The 20,009-nt window shown below is 52.3% G+C and carries 13 protein-coding genes and 1 pseudogene; 5 read left to right on the top strand and 9 right to left on the bottom strand.

From position 1 onward, the window contains the following. Nucleotides 1-66: 66 nt before the first annotated feature. The 3 genes and pseudogenes from R6H26_RS04895 to R6H26_RS04885 form a co-directional block, all read right to left on the bottom strand. Nucleotides 67-1,005 (bottom strand): annotated as a pseudogene (locus R6H26_RS04895) (IS5 family transposase); the annotation flags it as partial. 198 nt (nt 1,006-1,203) lie between these two features. Next, nucleotides 1,204-1,434, bottom strand: a complete 231-nt coding sequence (gene sipA / locus R6H26_RS04890; protein ID WP_404788834.1) for a regulatory protein SipA — start codon at nt 1,432-1,434, stop codon at nt 1,204-1,206. 77 nt (nt 1,435-1,511) lie between these two features. Beyond that, nucleotides 1,512-3,098 (bottom strand): peptide ligase PGM1-related protein, encoded by a 1,587-nt coding sequence (locus R6H26_RS04885; RefSeq protein ID WP_404788832.1) that lies wholly within the window; start codon nt 3,096-3,098, stop codon nt 1,512-1,514. Between the two features lie 301 nt (nt 3,099-3,399). Here R6H26_RS04885 and R6H26_RS04880 point away from each other — a divergent pair, with 301 nt between their 5' ends. Further along, complete coding sequence (locus tag R6H26_RS04880; protein WP_404788830.1) at nt 3,400-3,624, top strand: hypothetical protein; 225 nt, start codon at nt 3,400-3,402, stop codon at nt 3,622-3,624. Nucleotides 3,625-3,662: 38 nt separating this feature from the next. Here the strand turns inward: R6H26_RS04880 and R6H26_RS04875 are convergent, their stop codons facing one another. The 3 genes from R6H26_RS04875 to fmdA form a co-directional block, all read right to left on the bottom strand. Next, nucleotides 3,663-4,097: a hypothetical protein gene (locus R6H26_RS04875; protein WP_404788828.1), complete on the bottom strand. Its 435-nt coding sequence runs from the start codon at nt 4,095-4,097 to the stop codon at nt 3,663-3,665. An 809-nt stretch (nt 4,098-4,906) separates the two neighbouring features. Then, the gene (locus R6H26_RS04870) at nt 4,907-5,173 is read right to left on the bottom strand and encodes an FmdB family zinc ribbon protein (protein ID WP_404788826.1); all 267 of its coding nucleotides are present in this window, start codon (nt 5,171-5,173) and stop codon (nt 4,907-4,909) included. 15 nt (nt 5,174-5,188) lie between these two features. Continuing rightward, nucleotides 5,189-6,391, bottom strand: a complete 1,203-nt coding sequence (fmdA, locus tag R6H26_RS04865; RefSeq protein WP_404788824.1) for a formamidase — start codon at nt 6,389-6,391, stop codon at nt 5,189-5,191. Between the two features lie 633 nt (nt 6,392-7,024). On the opposite strand from fmdA, the gene R6H26_RS04860 reads away from it, so the two are divergent. Both R6H26_RS04860 and R6H26_RS04855 read left to right on the top strand, forming a co-directional pair. Next, a complete protein-coding gene (locus tag R6H26_RS04860; RefSeq protein WP_404788822.1) occupies nt 7,025-9,130 on the top strand; it encodes an AMP-binding protein in 2,106 nt (701 codons plus the stop codon). Between the two features lie 37 nt (nt 9,131-9,167). Then, the gene (locus tag R6H26_RS04855; protein ID WP_404788821.1) at nt 9,168-10,436 is read left to right on the top strand and encodes a cytochrome P450; all 1,269 of its coding nucleotides are present in this window, start codon (nt 9,168-9,170) and stop codon (nt 10,434-10,436) included. Between the two features lie 41 nt (nt 10,437-10,477). On the opposite strand, the gene R6H26_RS04850 is transcribed toward R6H26_RS04855, so the two are convergent. Both R6H26_RS04850 and R6H26_RS04845 read right to left on the bottom strand, forming a co-directional pair. Beyond that, nucleotides 10,478-12,163: an alpha/beta hydrolase gene (locus tag R6H26_RS04850; protein WP_404788819.1), complete on the bottom strand. Its 1,686-nt coding sequence runs from the start codon at nt 12,161-12,163 to the stop codon at nt 10,478-10,480. 269 nt (nt 12,164-12,432) lie between these two features. Further along, entirely contained in the window at nt 12,433-15,135 is a 2,703-nt protein-coding gene (locus R6H26_RS04845) for an ATP-binding cassette domain-containing protein (RefSeq protein WP_404788817.1), read from the bottom strand. Between the two features lie 227 nt (nt 15,136-15,362). Here R6H26_RS04845 and R6H26_RS04840 point away from each other — a divergent pair, with 227 nt between their 5' ends. Beyond that, entirely contained in the window at nt 15,363-16,970 is a 1,608-nt protein-coding gene (locus tag R6H26_RS04840; RefSeq protein WP_404788816.1) for a B12-binding domain-containing radical SAM protein, read from the top strand. A 569-nt stretch (nt 16,971-17,539) separates the two neighbouring features. After that, nucleotides 17,540-18,736 carry a glycosyltransferase gene (locus tag R6H26_RS04835; RefSeq protein WP_404788815.1) on the top strand — a complete coding sequence of 399 codons (1,197 nt, stop codon included), beginning with the start codon at nt 17,540-17,542 and terminating at the stop codon, nt 18,734-18,736. Nucleotides 18,737-18,752: 16 nt separating this feature from the next. On the opposite strand, the gene R6H26_RS04830 is transcribed toward R6H26_RS04835, so the two are convergent. After that, on the bottom strand, nt 18,753-20,000 hold the full coding sequence (locus R6H26_RS04830; protein ID WP_404788813.1) for a glycosyltransferase: 1,248 nt from the start codon (nt 19,998-20,000) through the stop codon (nt 18,753-18,755). Nucleotides 20,001-20,009 lie beyond the last annotated feature (9 nt).

Genomic DNA, 20,009 nt, shown 5'->3' with positions numbered 1-20,009 from the left:
CAGCTGAGGGGCTTCGTCGCGCGTCAGCAAGCCATGAAGGACTTGTAGACACCAAGCATAGAGCCAAAAAAGCAAGCCTAAGAGCCCAGCGAGCCAGCGCTCCAAATTGAGCACGAGAAACGTAATCGCAATGGCACTTTGAGCCGTGTGGGCCAATTTCGCCATCACCCGTGCCAGAGAAAAGCGTCGCTTGGCCTGACCAAACTTACCTTCAATCCAGACCCGGACTTTCTCATCTTGACGCGCCTGTCGCTTGAGTTGAGCCTGCACCGATGGGTCTTGCTTCGGCCTGCCCAAAGGCGGGCCACTCAATCGGATACCACGCGCCTTACACCAACTGCGATTGGCGCGAGTGCGATAAATCTGGTCGGCATGAACCGACTCGGGATAGCAGCCAAACCGAGCCCGATAAGCTTCCACCTGGTCTTGGAGATGGGTCGACTCATTGAAATTGTCCCAACTGAGCCGGTCTAGAAACACACAGCCGTTGATACAACTGACCGATAGCTTTGCACCAAACTCCACGGGCACGCCTGCTTTGCCACGCACAATGGGCCTCACATGGGGCTGGGCGATGCTCACAATCCGGTCATCGATGCGACGGATGTTGGCGTCAAACATGGCTCGTTGTTGCCTGACGACTTCAGTGATGACCAACAGCAGGCGATACTGACGCCGACTCAGTTGTGCCAAGGATGCCCCAGCTGTTATGAGGATATCAATATGCTTGAGATTGCGACCCAGATAGTTGAGTTGCTGACGAATCCCTTTTCTCCTGAGTTGACGGCTGGGTTTTCGTTGCTTCGAGATGGATAGATACGCTTTGCGCGCGAGCTTTCGGTAGGTGCGAGGCTTGGTCTTAAATTGGTCGCTCACTTGGACGTAGAGGGCATCTAGGATGGCTTCGCTCTGCTCTCTGGCCTCATTCAATAAGCTCAAGTCGCTCGGGTAGCGAATATCCGCAGGGGCACAGGTCGCATCTAAGATGAGCTGCCCTTGATGGGGGGAGGGTCAAGTTTTACCCAGCGATTATCGCTGGACAATTTGCCGCCGAAGGGCAGGTAGAAGTTCTCAAAGGACAGTTGGCCTGGGGGTGAGGTCCGATACATGCCGACGCCAATGCAAGGGTTTTGACTATTTTTCGCCTTTTTCTTTGCACTTTTCAACCCTTTTTTCAGACAGATGCACTGCAATCCCTATGTTCTATACTTTTTCAGCAGGCCCTAAATATTTCCGATCGACGAGGTAAGCCCCTCTGCTAAAGCGCACCCGCCAGAAATCCCCTGGGTCTCGACCCATCACGACGCCCTCTTCGTCAAGCTGCACGACATTCGGAGGCCGCAGCATGGGGATTGGCTCGGCGGTTTTAAAGTAGGGGGGAAGGGTTATCAATCGCACGCGATCGCCCGTCTTAAACGCCATGTCATTATCCAAAGCAACTTCTCCTTTAAGTTCGATCGCGCGTCCGGCATTGACTGCAACGGCAATACCGGACCGCTAGTGTATAGAAATTACTGCCCCAAACACCATGCTAAGGGCATTAAAGGATGAGCTAGATCCTTTGCCTGGGTTTCTGCATCCAGCACCTCAGCCGCACGGCGATAGATGGCATCCGCCTCAGCAGGAGAGTTACCGATACTGGTCAAACCGACCTTCCCAAATTCAGACAGGCAGCCGATCAAATGAAATACCGTCCCCGTCTCGCTGCCCGACTCAAAATGCAGGTGATGGTGGGCGATGATATCCATCAGATCGTTGGGCAGAAGCCCTCGATACTGGGGTTTCTGAAGATTGTCCGAAGCAACGTAGTACTTAGCCGTTCCCTTCTGCCCCGTAAAGAGGCCCGTCTGGGTATCGTACTCGCCGTTTGTCAAGAGCTTTAGGGTCATAAATGGATGGGTGGTGCCCCCTTTACGCAGGTTAATTTCGATCGCCTGTACGTCCCATTCTGCTACATCATCAGACCGAGGAACGACGACAAAATCGACGCCAAAGCGCTCGAAGACGCCTTTGTCTGCCAGATTTCGGCCCACCCTCAAGCCTAACTCCTGCATCTGCAAGCGATACAGATCGTTTGCCGGAAAGCGGCAGCCCAGATACACCTGACCGTTCGGCCCGCCTAAAATTTGGTCGTGGGTGGAGAGGGCTTCCACTTCGCCTGTGGGGGTAACGCGTCCTTGAAAACTCGGGGAGTATTTGGGGCTACCCTCGATATAGGCCTCGACGATCGCCCCCAGAATGGGAACCCGAGCGCCATAGTGCGCCCAGGATTCAGTGACAGACTCAAACACGAGCGAAGGGAGGTGCGCATCTAGTAAATCCATGCGTTCTGCAATAGAAGGCTGAGAGCTGAGCTGGGGATAGAGCGGCGCTAGGTTTAAGATGCCGTTCCCCTCGCCCGAAAATCCTTCATTGAGCTTGACCACCATGCGCTGAAGCTGGGGTTGCCGCTCCCATAACAGGGCAGATTCCTTCACCAAATCGTTGACGGTTTTGACTAAAGCGCTGCCGTCTGGATGGGGGAGGCCGCATTCTGCAAAAATTTGGCGACTGCCGCTTTTGGTGCCCCAGTACAGCAATTCTGGGTCGGCGGCTAAAAGCGGAATGCCCAACTGGACGGAGAGCGATCGCTCCAAGGACGTGGAGTTATAGCAAACCATATAGGCGCGGTCGGGCCGCAGTGCATTGCGGACGCGCTCCATCAGGCGCGGTCGCTCTAAAATTTTCTGGCTGAGGGGTTTGAGGGATTGGTCGTAGACGGGCACCAGCAGCAGGCGATCGCGCGCGTGGGAAAACGGAATCCCTGGCAACAGCTGAAGGTAGTAGTCGATCGCAATGGGCGGGAGAGGCTGGGACGTGATGTAGATGAGCCGAGTACGCGGGTTGCGCAGGCGGATCAGCGAAAACAGCAGTCGCTCTTCATAGTGCAGAAACCCATCAATTTTTTGCAGCTCCTGCTGGTCCACGCTGAAGGAAGGCACCACTAAAATATCGACATCGCCCTGTTCGTCGGTTTCCAACGACTTCCAGCGATCGCTGAGGCTGGTTTGAAGCGCTTTGAATCGGTCGAGGGTTTCCGGTGAAGATAACGTGGCCATACAGCAGCGATCCTGGTACCAATAATCAACCTTGATTTCGCTCTCAGACAAGAGCTTTAAGAGTACGTCGCTCGCACTCTATTCCGCAATCCTAACGGCTTGAATGTCGGCTGCGGTCATCTGTTCGCAATCCTTCGCATCCGCTTTGGAGCATTATGACAAGATACCCGATCGCTCGTAACTGTCGAATTCCGTAGTTTCCACAATTGACGAACCCTTGCTCTGTCTGACAGCTTAGTAGGGCGGGAATTAACTGCAATTATGACGTCCTTTCCTATAGCCCAATCAATTAGCCCGATCGATGAATATTGCGAACAACCCGCTGAATCCACCTTTCTTGGCATCGAAAGTTTATGCCCCTTCCCAGCTCGACTATTTCGAGCAAATTCAGGTCATTACGACGCATCCATTTTTCACCGGCCAGTGTCCGCAGTGCAAACAAAAACTGTCCCTCGTCTCGCGTACGCCAGGAAACTGTTCTTGTTTGGCCTGTGGCTGGTCCGATCGAGAAGATTCTCCTGCTTGAAGGAATAAATTTTGGCTGCGTTTGGTAACAACGCAAACCTAGAGAGATTTCTGCCCCAAGCTTTGCGATCGCCCCCCGCAGCCGTACCGATCTAAACCTAACCTTGCTGCTTCTAACTCCCGACTTTCCTCGCAGAAGATTTGAATTTTTTTGATCGACCACTGTAGAAATGTAGGGAATTTAATCTTCTCTTCCGAGGTTTCCAATAGCTCTACCGCGCGCGCGTGAAATGCATCGGAGCGTTCGGGATGGGTAAAGGCTTCTTGAACGAAACGATTGGCCTGATTCCTCAGCTTCTGCTGGAATTTAGAAGCACTTAATTTTACGCATTCCGGGCAAACATCTCCCTGAAGGAGATTGTTATCGCTGTACAGCAATGCCCTAATATCGGGAACCCAAAAAAGTTCGTGGCAAACGGTACAAGGGATCCGATCGGGGCAAGAGCTGAGTTTTCGCTCTAGGTGAATCTTCATGGTTCTCGGTCACTGCGTGACTCTATTTATCAGAACTGTTATAAGAGCTGGCAGCTTTGAATTAACATCTGCACCTCTTACTCCTAATCTATCTGATAAATCCGATACACTTTGGTGCATTTTAATAATTCGCAACTCAAGATTTTATCTTTCGTTTGCAAATGAATATAATCTCTCGTGACATACTCCCGACGCTGATGCTCCGCATACAGCGCGGGCTTCTCGGCTCATGTACCACCACTGAAGGAGCACCGCACTTTGAGAAGTTCCTACATCATCCGGTCTTTCCTAGATTGCAAGAGATTTACAATCCCCGTTCAGAACCCCGTCCGCAGGCAATTTGTTTATAGTCCACGAGATAGACCTCCCGCCGACTTTATGAATATTGATTTGAGCTTTCCTTTCTTCCTTGCGTTGGCGCGTCACCATTACGTTTTCGAGGGTGATATTTTTCTCGACACACAAAAGGAGGGGTGGAAAAACCTTGTAATTAGTTGGTGTTCCTCAACCTTACACTTTTGGCGGTTCGTCGCCAACCCCTTCACTGTTTGCGCGGTGGGCAAAAATGTTCAGGGGTTGGACTCCTCAACGCCGCGCCTTTCATCCCGACGCTGACCCTATCAGGTACAGCGCGGGACTTCCCGTCTAAATGTTAAAAACTTAACTTTAGTTTTCGATCGTCCATCCAGCGCTGGCGGCACCCCGACTAAAAAAGCCTAGAGTTGCAGGGAAATTGCATCTCTAGGCTTGCAGGCAGCAGGCAGATCGCTAAAGTTGCGGCCATCAATCGCAGGATTGAGGGACCGGGTTCAATGTCCGATCATCCAGGGGCGACCGCCAGAATGGGTTCTCGCTTTCGTCCGGGCAGCCGGATCGACTTCGCGCTTGACGAGTTGAGGTTCGAGATTTTCTCCCTTGACCCGAAGCGCGCCGGAGAGCTGCAGGGCGGGGGCCGAAAAAATCCGCCGCGATGGCTCCTCGCAAGAGGGACAGGATGCCGGGGTACTGCGCTCGGCGATCGCCCGCCAAGCATCGAATACACCGCAGTCATCGCAACGAAACTCATAGAGGGGCATAGTTTCAAATCATCCTCATACAGGTAAAACATTTCGATCGAAAATCTCAGTGGGAATGGCTAGCGTGCAACAGGCGTTGGGGATATCCACAATACCGCTGACCCTGCCTTCGACGGGCGCGCAACTGAGGAGGAGATAAGCCTGCTCGCCCGTAAAGCCAAATTTCTTAAGGTACTCGATGGCATTGAGGCAGGCCCGGCGATAGGCAATATGCACGTCCATGAAATACTGCTTACCCATTTCATCTACAGAAATTCCTTCAAAGACGAGATATTCGGAGTAGCGCGGTTCTACGGGGCCGGGTTTGAAGATGGGGTTGACCATGCCGTATTTCTCGACCCCACCTTTGATAATGTCCACATGCAGGTCGATAAAGCCCGACATTTCGATCGCGCCGCAGAACGAAATTTCGCCATCTCCTTGGGAAAAATGGATGTCGCCCATGGAGAGCTTTGCGCCTTCGACGTAGACGGGGAAATAGATTCTAGTCCCTCTGGAGAGATTTTTAATATCGCAGTTGCCGCCATGCTCGCGGGGCGGGACAGTGCGGGCTGCTTCGGCAGCCACTCGGTCGAAGTCGGATGGGGGGAGGGTGCCCAAAATGGCATTGGTGGGGTTGGGCAAGGCCGCCAATACGGGAACGTCGCCCGCAAGGCCCGTGCCGTAGGTGCGAACATCGGGTTGGGATACCTGCAATTCCGATTCCCGCTTGTTCCAGGTTGCGAGTAATTCGTGGGAGGGCGCGCAGCCGATCAGTCCGGGATGAGTGATGCCTGCAAATCTAACGCCGGGGATGTGGCGAGAGGATGTATAAATTCCCTGAAAATCCCAAATGGCTTTGGCGGGGTCGGGGTAATGGTCGGTCAAAAATCCACCGCCGTTCTTTTTGTCGAAGATACCCGTAAAACCCCACTCGTCTCCTTGAAGCGCGCCAATGTCCAAAAGGTCGACCACTAAAATATCGCCGGGTTCCGCTCCGTTGATCCAAATAGGACCGCTAAGGACGTGCACGACGGTGAGGTCTACATCTCGCACGTCATCGGGGCTATCATTATTTTTAATTTGGCCGTCAGTCCAGTCTTTGCATTCGATCCGAAAGACTTCGCCGGGATTGACTGAAACCACTGCTGGAATATCTGGATGCCAACGATTGTGTCCCGGCAATTCTTGCTGGTCCATCGACTTGGTTAAGTCAACTTTGAAAAGCGTCTTAGGCATAGAAAGAATCCTGAATTTGGATAAAGAAATTGCGCTTTCTCGAGTAGCAATGCTGTTGACCGCTAAGTTTCAGATCCTACGGTAGAGTAATCCGTTCTTAAGTCCATCTACTTTTCCCGGTCTTAAGGTCACGTAAAAGCGATCGGGCAGAATCTAGCGCAGCCAATGGCAGTTAAGGCCATCAACTGGGCAATTAATCCTGTTTGAGCAGACCTAGGCTGATTTTCCCAGTCCCGTTACGTAACCGAATCTTACAGAGCGAGTTCTGCGAATTTTGTATAAAAACTTACGGATTAATGCTTGACTCGTGAACGATCGCTGCCTTTCAGGGGTCGAGCTGTTTCTTCTAAAACTATTTTTAAGCGATCGATCTCTTCCAATCCGTCAAAGCTGCGCCGTACGCTAACGCTTGTCAATTTATATAACTCGACTGGAATGGTTTATTCTTTGAAAGTCCCTCAGCGGATCGAACCGCGATGGGTCGCGCGCCCGCGAGAGGGTGCGGGGCCATCGATCGGTTTTGTAGAGCTCGCAAGGCTGCAAGGCCCCTGCGATCGCCTTCTTAACGTTTCTTGCCTCGAGACCGTATAGTCTTAAACCCTAATGCGATTTAAAACCTTAGGCCTAGACAGAGTGAATGAATTGCTAACGAACACTTTGCCAAAAACAACCGTTATAGACATCTTGAGGCACAGAGCAAGCTGTCAATCCGAACTGACGGGATATACATTTTTGACCGATGGCGAAACCCAGAGTGTTAGCCTGACCTATCAAGCCATCGATCTTCAAGCTCGGGCGATTGCAGCACGGTTGCAATCGTTAAAAGCCGGTGGTTCTCGCGCTTTATTGCTCTACCCCGCTGGATTAGAGTTCATCACTGCATTTTTTGGCTGTCTCTACGCTGGGGTGACAGCCGTTCCTGCCTATCCACCTCAACGACATCAAAGCAAGCATCGCCTTCAAGCCATCGTATCCGACGCTCAGGCCGCGATAGCGCTCACGACAACATCTCTCCAGATGGAACTTCGAGAGCGGGTGGGGTCTGAGTTGGGGTTGGATTCGCTCCGGTGGATCGCCACTGACGCGATCGATGTTGAAGATGCCTCGAACTGGCAGTCTCCTCCCCTCGGCCCCAACGACCTCGCCCTCCTACAATACACATCCGGCACCACCGGAAAGCCCAAAGGGGTGGCGATCGCCCATCAAAATCTGCTGCATAATGCAGCGATGATTCAGCATTCCTTTCAAGACACAGCGAACAGTACGGGTGTCTCTTGGCTACCGATGTACCACGACATGGGGCTTATTGGCGGGGTTTTGCAGCCGCTTTATGTCGGTCGCCCTATGGTCTTGATGTCGCCCACGGCCTTCATTCAAAAGCCCATCCGCTGGCTCCAAGCCATTTCACGCTATCGCGCATCGACGAGCGGGGGACCTAACTTTGCCTACGATCTCTGCATCCAAAAAATTAGAGCGGAACAAAAAACACACCTCGACTTGACCAGCTGGCGCATCGCCTTTAGCGGCGCAGAATCGATCCGGGCCAAAACCCTAGAAGCCTTCGCACGTCATTTTAAGAACTGCGGATTCGACCCAGCTGCATTCCACCCTTGCTATGGCATGGCTGAAGCAACCCTCATGATTTCCAGCAAGCGGGTCGGTTCTTCGCCAACTATCCTTCCCGTCAATGGAGTCGCCCTCGAGCAAAACCGCATCCAGCAAGCGGATCCAAATGCGGCATCGGCTCGAGCGATCGTCGGTTGCGGAGACGCTTGGCTCGATCAAAAGGTCGCCATCGTCGATCCGGTTACGTTAAAGCCCTGTTCGGCCCATACGGTCGGTGAAATTTGGGTATCCAGTCCGAGCGTCGCCCAGGGCTACTGGCGACGCTCGGATGAGTCGAAATTCGCCTTTGACGCCCATTTTGCCGATAGCGACGAAGGGCCGTTTTTGCGCACGGGCGATTTGGGGTTCATCCAAAATGGCGAACTATTTGTCACGGGTCGTCTCAAGGATGTGGTGATTATTCGAGGGCGCAATCACTATCCCCAAGACATTGAATGGACGGTACAGTCGAGCCATCACGCCTTTCGGGTGGGCCACAGTGCGGCGTTTTCGATTGCCGTGGATGGAATTGAGCGTCTCGTTATCCATCAAGAAATCGATCGCCAAGCCCTGCGCGCGTTGGATGCAGATGGGGCAATGCGGGCGATTCGGCAGGCTATTTCTGAAGAACACCAGCTTCAGGTATACGCGATCGCCCTGCTCAAACCCGGCACCTTACCCAAAACCTCCAGCGGTAAAGTTCAGCGAAATGCTTGCAAAACAGCATTTTTGGCAGGGGAATTAGCAAGCGTGGCGGAGTGGCGAGAAAGTTCTGTGGATGTCGGCGAGATCCAACAGTCAGCAGAAGCGATGCTTGAAAAGTTACGGGCGGGAAGGGATTCTCAACAAAACCATCGCGCCCGCACAGCCCCCGATCGCGTCCGGTCGGAGAAGCATCAACCGACCCCTGAAGAGATCCGATGCTGGATGGTTGCCAATCTTGCGATGTATCTCAACGTAAAACCAGATGACGTCGATGTTAGCGACCCCTTTTCCCAGTACGGTCTAGATTCCTCCGTCGCTTTAAGTTTGACGTCTGAATTGTCGACGTGGATTGACAAAGAGCTGGAGCCTACCATTTTTTGGGAATACCCCAGTATTGAAGCACTCGCCCATTACCTAGGAGAGCGTTGATAAACCTGCCGCCCCATTCTCGTACTTGAGCGCTGTTATGCCGTCTGAAATCGATCCGCCCCCAACCCCTAGACAGTCCGAAGCTCGAGTCTTTCGGTTTAATCCTTTCTTGCCTGAATTTCATATCGATCCCTATCCGATCTACAGGCGGCTGCGGACTGAGGTACCGCTCTATCAAACCCAAAGTTTTCAAGGGGAAGAGTGGCTTTTAACGCGCTACGCAGATGTCAAAGCGGTGCTGAACGATCCGCGCTTCCACGCAGATGATTTACCCCGACGACTGGAAAAAAAGAGTTTGTTTCTAAAGCAGCCTGATGCCTTTGCTGCCCTCAATCAGACGATCAGTCCCTGGCTCTTTTTTCTCGACCCCCCCGACCATACAAGACTCAGAAGTCTAGTCGGTAGGGCCTTTTCAGTTGGAGAACTCGAGCGGCTGCGCCCCCAGATTCAATGCATTGTGGACGAGCTCCTCAAGCAGCGCCGAGACGACCAGACTCTAGATATTATGGCTGAATTGGCCGCGCCTTTGCCCGCGACTGTGTCAGCTCTCATGCTGGGAGTGCCCAACAGCGATCGTCCCCAGCTCATCCATTGGTCTTATCAGCTTTTCCGCGTATTCGACCAGCCCTTGTCGTTGGAAGATTACAAATCCCTCGATCGAACCGCAGTAGAGTTTCAAGCCTATCTCTGCACCCTGCTTGAAGAACGACGGCGCCAACCCCAAGACGATCTGATGAGCCTGCTAGCGGCTGCCGTAGGAGAAAGCAAACTCAGTTTCGATGAAGCGATCGGGTTTTGCGCCATGTTGTTTAGCGTGGGCCAAGAAACCACCGAAAACTCGATCGGCAATAGCGTGCTAGCGCTACTGCGCCATCCCGACCAATTGGATCGGCTCCAACAAAACCCCGATCTGTCTTCAAGTGCCATTGAGGAGCTACTCCGGTACGATAGCCCGGTTCAAATTGTGGCTCGAACCGTTAAGGAAGATGTTGATTTTCGGGGAAAAACTTTAAAGGCTGGGGGACGGGTGCATCTATGCTTGGGTGCCGCCAATCGCGATCCCGATGCATTCCCCAACCCCGACCTGCTGGATCTGTCCCGTCGGGGAACCTCGCCCATTCCCTTTGGAGCGGGGATTCATTACTGTTTGGGCTCTGTATTGGCACGCATGGAAGGGCAAATTGCCATTAACACCTTATTGCAACAGTACGCTCAAATCCATCTTGCCGATGAATCCCTGCAGTGGCGCAAGAATTTAGTCTTAAGAGGATTGGTTGCACTGCGCATCGCGACGACACCCAGGTAAATGTTTCTGGTGCTGGCCATAGCAGTCCATCATGAGGGGAATTAGTTCGAGGCAGATACCAGCCCGGATATATGGTGTTGTAAATTTTGGAGACTCTCCACTTGCTTGGGCAAAAGAGACCTCACAAAACTGACATCGTAGGAACTACCCTCAGAAAACGCTTTTGCGTAGGCAGCTTGTAGATAGGGTAGGTACTGGTTATTCTGAGCCAGATGGAGCTGAAAGAAGGCCAAAGAAAAAGGATTTAAAGTTTTCCGCATTCCTTTTTCTTCCAGGGAAAGGCGAGCAACAGGCTGAGACCGACTGGTTAGATTGGCCGTGGGAAGGGAAGACGCGTTGTGCGCTTCAACATAGGTCCGCAAGACAGACTTGGCCGTAACGTGGGGAAATCCAGAGATAATGCTGAGATACTTTGACGAACTTTGCAGCCCAGCAAAGGTAGGCAGTTGCTCGATCGTCAAAGGGGTAAAAATATCTTCTACTAGAGCTTGAACAAAGACAGGAATCCGAACCTGACTCAGTCCCGACTCCCCATAAAGGCTGCTACCGAAGGAAACGAAAATAAAAGCAGCTTTCACCCGCTCGTCCCGCAACGCATAGGACTTTCGCGGTAGTTCCAATGCCCGACATTGAAAGACTGAGGACAAATTCCAGCGGTTGCGATTGCGCCCGCAATCTCGAGTCAGTCGATCGAAGTTGAAGGTGGCGCCCGCGAGGGAAAGAGCGGTCGTCCCTCCCAGGGAGTATCCCAGCACGCCCACATTTGAAGTGTTGAGGCGATTTTGAAATTTTGAGGAATTCAGGCGTTCCAGCTCGTCTAGCAAATAGGTGTCGTCTAGTGGCCGATCTACAAACTCTTGAGCCACAAAAATAGTTGACGCTTTTTGCGTGATGAACTTTTGCTGTTGTTGGTAATTGCTGCCTGGGTGGTCTGGAATTGCCACAGCAAAACCGTGGGAAGCCAGGTGTTGAGCTAAAAAGTCAAAGTAATGTCGCTGGGCACCATGTCCGTTTTCAATCAAGATGAGAGGAACCGTTTTTTTTGCATTCGGAACATATAAATCAACGGCAAATCGCCGCTTGCGCCGGGGATCTGTCAGCGTTAAGGTTTGGAAGGTATGGGTGAAGATTCCAGGCTGGCGCAAGTCTATCCCAGCTGCCGGCAAAGCCTCCGTGGCGGCAGCGGCAGCGGTCATATCTTCCAAGTTTTTTGCGAGCGTTTGGGTGATGGTATGGAGCGTTCTCGACTCCTGCAATGCTCTGAGTGCGAGAGATGTGTTGACCTCAATGGTATCGCTGGAAAACTGCTGTAGAACCTGGAGTATGGACAGACTATTAAAGGTCGCCGCCGAATTCAGAATAGCAGTTTTTAGGGCTCCCGTACCCTTCCCCTGTTGCGCGCTAACGGGTTGTAGGATGTCTTCTACGTACAACGATAAAAATTCATTGACGTTAGGCTCTTGCAAGATGTGCTGTGCGATCTCAGGCGTAATTGGGAGTTTGAATTGAAGAAACTGTCGTATTTGGGTTTGCTGTCTTGAAGTGAGCAAATCTAAGTAGGGTTTTAGCGCAGGCTCTGCCGTTCCAGTATTGGCGTAGGTTTCTAGGGCGCTCACGGGAATGTCGATTTTTAAGTAGCCGTATTTGAGCAGAATATTCTGAGCGGCAACCGCAGGCTCCCCAAATCCCATCGCTATCCCTAAAACAAAGCCTGCTAGTGTAGCCATAGATTTTGAGATTCGCGGAACTATCGAGAGTCCGCGATTGCTTCTAGAAGACTGTAAAGAGAAATTCATGATGCGGACTTACCCCCTGATAGACCGATAGCCATTCTTGCACGATCGAGGATGGTTTGCGCGGAATGCCTTATCTATCTACCTACTGGGGGTTATCTATCTATTCTTATGCTTGGGATGGAACCAGTCGATGCATTAGATCGGGCTGCGGGGTATCTTGAAAGTTCGACCTGTGCTGCTGGCATTCGGGAACGGATTGCTTAAAGGCTATCTTTGCGCTTTTGAAACACCACCAGAAGTCCCAGCATTCCAATTTGCAGGAGGCCCATCTTTAACCAGTGCGTATAAATATTGACGGCATAACTGCCCCCCTGACTTTTGCGAACCCGCTCCAAGAGCGCTTCTGCAGAGGAGATCGCCTTGCCTCGCTTTTCTTTCCATTGCCCAAATTTATCCTGCCATCGCAGCATTGCGGTACGGTACGACTTGACTTGGCTTTCATAGGTTTTGAAGTCATTGCGTAAGGTAGCTGCCGCTTCAGGATCGAGCAGATTGTCTGGTAATTGGGGCGGACTTCCGAGTGGTTTAGGCTTGAGCGGTTCTGGCTGCGCCACTGCGGCGTTGTATTCCTTCAGCAATCCAGGAAAATAGCATCGCTCGAACAGGCGGGGTCCCAAACACTGACATCCAGACTTCTCTGCATCTCCCCATTTTTGGCGGATCGCTTCTGGCTTCTGCCAGCACGGATCCTGGGCCACATCGCGGCCAAATCCCGATATCGTCACCATTACCTCGTAACTCCAGCGCGTCATGGTGAATTGACTCATCCACTGACCTGTTGGCCCTAAGCTGGGCAATGGCAGAAATGCGCCCGCCAGCGTAAACTGCGGCACTAGAAATAAGATGGTGAGCAAGGGCGCGACGTTTTGGTTGTTGGACAGGGCAGAAACCAAGAGTCCCATAATCATGCCGCCTAGCATGGCGAGAAATAGCGTGAAATACATGGCACCCAGATCGTAGGGCGTTCCAGGCAAGTCTACGGCGAGGGCTTTGATCGCGAACAGGACCGCAGCTTGGTATAGGGCCAGCACCATGCAAAACCAAACCTTAGAGAGAAGGTACGGCAAAATTTGCAGCCCCACCATTCGCTCGCGGCAATAGATCTCAGACTCTTTGACAATTTCGCGCATGGTGACTAAGCTGCCCACTATCACGACCACGAGGCCGGATGTAAACAGCAGCGTTAGGGCTTGTCCTGAGTCTCCCGTCGCAACATCAAAAATATCGCGCTGCCACAGCACAAAGTCCAGCAGGCCCAAAAGGGGCGCGACGATCGCCACTAAAATCAAGCTGGCGCGATCCTGCCACAGAATCGTCAAGTTGCGGTGGGAGAGCAGCAACAGTTGTCGCCAAAAGGAGCTGCTTTGATTTTCCCAAGGTTTGTAGCGGCGCGTTGAAGATCCTCGGGCCTGCTGCTGAGCGCGAGCGTCGAGCCGCTCCTGGCGATCGCCCACGTACCGCTGCCAGACCTCCGACTGGCGGTAATGCTGCTGCCACTCCTGCGGCGATCGCAGGTCTTCTTCAAGCTTGAGGTAAATATCGTCAAAGTCTTTAACATCAAAATAGGTCAGCGCCTCTTGGGGCGGGCCGTAGAACGCAACCTTGCCTCCCTTTGCCAAAAACACCACCAGGTCGCACTGCATGACATTTTTAGTGGCGTGGGTAATCAAAATCACGGTACGTCCTTGATCGGCCAGCCGCCGCAGCAAACGCATCATTTGACTTTCCGTACCCGGATCGAGACCGGAGGTTGCCTCGTCCAAAAAGAAAAGGCTGGGTTTTGTCAGCAATTCAACCCCAATGGAAACGCGCTTCCGCTGCCCTCCGCTCAACTCCCTAACCAAGGCATGTTGGCGGTGCGTCAGCTCCAAATCTGCTAAAACAGCCTGAATTTGCCGATCGCGCTCCTGTTTTGAGATGTCTTTAGGCAACCGCAGCCGAGCGGCGAAATCGAGCGCCTGGTATACCGTCAGATCTCGATGGATGATGTCGTCTTGGGGAACGTAGCCTAGCTCAGTCCGGTAAGCCTTGAAGTTGAGGTAGAGGTCGTGACCGTTCGCGAAGACCTTGCCGCGCTGGGCCGGACGAAATCCGCTCAAGGCATCTAAAAGGGTCGTTTTTCCAGCCCCGCTCACCCCCACAATGGCAATAAATTCCCTGGGCAGAATGGACAGCGACACATCATCTAGAAGGACTTGGCGTCGAGCGGCGGTGCGAGTGAGGTGGACGGCATCGAGGCGCAGATTGCCAAACTCATTTTTCTGCGTGAGGGTCTCGTCAAAGTTGAAGGTGAATTGACAGGGACCGATCCGAATTTCATCGCCAGGGCGCAGCGCCTGGGGGTGCAGGATCTGTCGGTCGTTAACAAACGTGCCGTCGGAGGAATTGAGATCGGTAATGAGCCAGCTTCCTTTTTCTAGCTCGATTTTGGCTTGAAAGCGAGCCACGACTGGATGGTCGATCGTCGTATCGTTGCTGGGGTCGCGGCCCAAGGTTAGGCTGTTGCGGCCCCGCAACTCAATGATTTCTGCGGGACCTCGTTGCGCGCCCGATGCGCGCAATGGCAATTGCCAGTCGTCGGGCAACTCGATTTGGGCCTCGATCGCCAGTTGGAGTTTGGTGTTGCCAATTTCGACAATATCTCCGTCCGACAATCCATAGGGCACCTTAAATACAAGCGGGCGACCGTCGAGCAAAACCGCCGCGTCAGCCGTTGCGGCAGTTAACTCAAGGCGATCGCCCCTGCCTGTAATTTCAGCGTGATAGGGTAGGACGCCTTCCTCTGTCAAGACCAGGCTATTGTCAGACGCCCGCCCGATCGTAAAGCGATCGCCCTCGAGCGCAAATTCGAGATCGGGCTTTTCTGCTTTGAGTAAACATAACTTTGCAAATGGAGCAGGCATAAGTCAGCTTCAGTATTGAATGGAGCGGAAGAAGGCCAAAGGAGCGACTGCAATAGCAACCCTCAGCGACGATGACGACGAGATCGGGACAAAGCATCCCTTCGGGCCTGTTTTTTGAAGACACAATTTGGCCTTGCGCTATAGTTTAGGGAATTATTCGCACAGGTTGAACTAGGACTCGGCCATTGCCAACGTAATTCTCGCCTGCATTGGCAGGAAGGTTCCTAATGAAAGCACTATTACTGTATCCTCTATTCCCGCAGTCTTTTTGGTCCTACGACCGTTACCTGGAAATGGCTGGCCTGAAGGCCCTCTTGCCTCCCCTCGGCATTATTACCGTTGCGGCCATGCTACCAGACGACTGGGACATTCGCTTTGCCGACCGGAATGTAGGGGTGGAAACGGAAGCAGACTGGGAATGGTGCGAGCTGGTCATTGTTTCGGCCATGATGGCCCAGCGCTCGGACTTTCTATCGTTAATCCGCAAAGGGGTGGCACTTGGCAAAAAGGTAGCTGTGGGCGGACCCTATCCCACCTCCGTTCCCCAAGATGCCTTAGATGCTGGTGCTCAGTACTTAGTCTTGGATGAGGGCGAGCTGACGATTCCGATGTTCTTAAGCGCGATCGCCCGAGGAGACCAGAAGGGCGTGTTCCGATCTGCCGAGAAGCCCGATGTGACCCTGACCCCCATGCCTCGCTTCGAATTGCTGAAGCAAAAAGCTTACTTAACCATGTCGATTCAGTTTTCGCGGGGCTGTCCCTTTAACTGCGAGTTCTGCGACATCATTACCTTGTACGGTCGCAAACCCCGCACCAAAACCCCCACCCAAGCCTTGGGCGAACTCCAGCGGCTTTACGACCTAGGATGGCGCGGCCCGCTCTTCATTGTGGACGATAACTTTATTGGCAATCAGCGCAACGTCAAACTGTTCCTGAGAGAACTCATTCCCTGGATGGAGGAACGGAACTATCCCTTTGTCTTGATTACCGAAGCCTCCATTAACTTAGCCGACGACCCAGAATTGCTGGATCTCATGCGTCTTTCTGGTTTCTTTGCAGTCTTCTTGGGCATTGAAACCCCCGATGAAGATAGCCTCAAGGGCACCCGCAAGCTCCAAAATACCCGCAGTCCGATGATTGAAGCATGTCGGAAAATCAACGAAGCTGGGTTGTTCATCTATGCCGGATTTATTATCGGATTTGATGGCGAGCGCAAAGGAGCGGGCGATCGCATCCAAGCCTTTGTGGATGCCACCAGCATCCATCAACCCATGCTAGGGATTCTGCAAGCTCCACCCAACACGGCCCTCTGGGATCGTTTAGAACGAGAGGAGCGCCTAGAATATATAAACTTTGACGACCGACACTCCGGCGATCAAAACTCCTTGATGAACTTTCTGCCCACCCGTCCTAAGCCCGAGATTGCGAAAGAATACGTCGAATCGATGTGGACGATGTACGAGCCGCGAAACTACCTCAAGCGATGTATGGATCAGTGCCTGAATGTTGCCGATCCGCCCTTTAAGCGCCAGTGGAGCAACTTCACCCTCCAACAAGAGCTTTTGTTATTCGCCCGGGTTGCATGGTACCAAGGCATCCGTCGCAGCGGGGCCAGGATCCAGTTTTGGCGGCAACTCTTTACGGTGTTGATTCGCAAACCAAAGTTGTTTGACTACTATGTTTCGATGTGTGCTGAAGGAGAGCACTTTTTTGACTACCGCATTTTAGCGAAGGAACGCATTGGCGAACAGGTTAAGGCATTGTCCTTAAATCCCAACAAGCCCGATTTTTACGTTCCAGCTCCAGTCCCCGTACCTCAAAAAAGCGCGGTTTAATTTATCTTCAGACAAAGTTATGCATTGTAGGGACGCGAGGCTTTTCGTCCCGATTGCATTGCACCGGAGTATAGGTCTGTGACATACTCCCGACGCTGATGCTCCGCATACAGCGCGGGCTTCTCGGCTCATGTACCACCACTGAAGGAGCACCGCACTTTGAGAAGTTCCTACATCATCCGGTCTTTCCTAGATTGCAAGAGATTTACAATCCCCGTTCAGAACCCCGTCCGCAGGCAATTTGTTTATAGTCCACGAGATAGACCTCCCGCCGACTTTATGAATATTGATTTGAGCTTTCCTTTCTTCCTTGCGTTGGCGCGTCACCATTACGTTTTCGAGGGTGATATTTTTCTCGACACACAAAAGGAGGGGTGGAAAAACCTTGTAATTAGTTGGTGTTCCTCAACCTTACACTTTTGGCGGTTCGTCGCCAACCCCTTCACTGTTTGCGCGGTGGGCAAAAATGTTCAGGGGTTGAACTCCTCAACGCCGCGCCTTTCATCCCGACGCTGACCCTATCGGTTACAGCGCGGGACTTCCCGTCTAGATGTTAAAGTGCGATCTCTATGAAAATCGTTGACGTTTCAGAATTCTACGCCGAGCGCGGCGGTGGAGTTCGCGTCTATACCTTAGAAAAACTAAGGGCTGGAACTCAAGCAGGCCATGAAATCACCATCATTGCCCCCGGACCTAAAGACGACGAGCAAATCTGCGATAAGGGCGGTCGCATTATCTGGGTAAAGAGTAACCCGGACCCTTTAGATCCGCGCTACTACCTGCTGCGACGAGAGGCGGCGGTTCGCGAGATTCTAACCCGCGAGAACCCGGATGTGGTGGAAGGATCCAGTACTTGGGCGGGTGGGTGGTTTGCGGCGCGCTGGCCGGGTCGCGCGCTGAAGGCGCTGATTTTCCATGAAGATCCGGTTGCAGTGTGGGGCCAAACCTTTCTCGGCCCGATCTTGGGTGCAGATCGCGTCGATCGCCTCTTTTTCGCCTACTGGATGTATCTGCGCCGCCTCAGCAAACACTTTGATGTCACGACGGTTAGCGGCGCTTGGCTAAAGCACCGACTGTCTCGTTTTGGAGTCGAGCGGGTCGAGACCGTTCCCTTCGGGATCGAGAAAAAGCATTTCGCACCCACCCGTCGCGATCCCGAAGCGCGCAAACAGCTTTTAACCCTTTGCGGGTTGCCCGAAACGGCTCCTCTCCTGATTTCGGTCAGCCGCCATCATCCTGAAAAGCGCTTGGGGACGGTTATCGATGCGGTCAAGCGGGTCAACCGAACTCAACCTGTAGGGCTGGTTCTGTTTGGCGATGGTCCGCTGCGACGCTGGACGGAGTATTGCGCTCGAAATGCGCCTAATATCCATATTGCTGGCTTTACCTACGATCGTGCGTTTTTATCTGCGGCGATCGCCAGCGCGGATGCCCTCGTCCACGGCTCCTCAGCGGAAACCTACGGCCTTGCCGTCGCAGAAGCCATTTGTTCGGGCACCCCCATCGTCGTCCCCGATCGAGGTGGAGCCTTCGACCTAGCCCAGCCCAGTTACGCAGAAGATTACCCGCCGGGAGATGCTAAAGCCTGTGCTGCTGCAATTCGGCGCTTGCTCGACCGCGATCGCCCGATGTTGCAAGCGGCCTGCGCCGATGCTGCGACCCATCGGATCCGCAGCATGGACGAGCACTTTGAGGCGCTGTTCGCACTTTACGAGCAGGAATTGGGCGATCGCAAAACGCGAGCGACTAAATTAAACCTACGCTGATTTGAGCGTCGATCGGTCATGTTTTAGCAACGGATCGATCGTATCGCTCGATTTGTTCTTCCCAGACCTCAACTAAGTTTGCGATCGTACGATCCCAGCTGTAGTCCGCCACCCCTTCCCTGCCATGCCGACCCATGGCTTCTCGCAAAGGCCGATCTCGAATGAGATGGACGAGCTTTTGCAGAAAATCAACGCGATCGCCAGGATGATACAGAAACCCATTTCTTCCATCCTGAATATTTTCAACGACCCCTCCCCGATTGGGAGCCAGTACTGGTATACCTGCTGCAAAAGCTTCGAGAATCGTCAATCCACGGGTTTCTTTCTCAGAGGTGGTAACGTGGATATCGCAATTCATGAGAAGACTTGGAACGCGATCGGGAGAGACTCTGCCCAAAAAGCGAACTTCAAATCCTAGATCGCTCAATCTAGTCATGATTTCGTCCCGCATAGGCCCATCTCCAGCTAAAACAAGGGCTATTTCCTTCAGATCGATCTCCTGTCCCAATGCAGACAAGCAATCAATTGTAAATTCCCATCCTTTGTCTGGGGTCAAACGTCCCAAAAAAATAATTTTTACTTTTCGCTCTAGACCCGATATTTGATAAGTCTGCTCGAAAAACTCCGCTGCTTTTAGATCGGGCGTGTAGGCATCGAAGTCAAATCCAAGTAAGTTTCTGTACTCGGCATTTTTAAATCCCAATTCAACTATTTTTTTATAGGTAATTCGGCTGGAGACCAAAGTAATTTCATAACATCCATAAATATAAAGAAAAATTTTTATAAAGGCGAATCGAATCAATGCATTAATCGATGATGGCAGGATGAAATAATCATCGACATACTCTATAAAGTTTGTCCTATAAAAACTAACGCAAGGAATGTTTGCAGATCTTGCATAGCCAATACCAGGCACCTTTAAAAACCCTAAAAATAATCGCTCCGGTTCGTCAACATGAATAATGTCTGGCTGGAACTCTTTCAACGCTTTCAGAACCGATGGATAGGCGAAAAACGAGACATTGCGGTCAAACCCAAACCCCATCAACCCATTACTTTTCAGACTGACAACCCGAACCCCAGGGAAGAGATCGCCCGTATAGTTTTTCCAGTCCGGGTACACATCTTGTAAGGCACGATAGTCCGGGCAAAAAAATAAGACCTGATGCCCCCACTCGCTCAATTTTCGCAGTCTCTGGAATCCGCTGACCGTTACACCATCGACGACGGGGAGAAAGCCAGACGCAATAATAGCAATTTTCATGAACGGAAT

The organism is Altericista sp. CCNU0014, from assembly GCF_044923475.1.
GTDB lineage: Bacteria > Cyanobacteriota > Cyanobacteriia > Thermosynechococcales > Thermosynechococcaceae > JAAURS01.
This window is presented reverse-complemented; position numbering and strand designations above follow the sequence as displayed.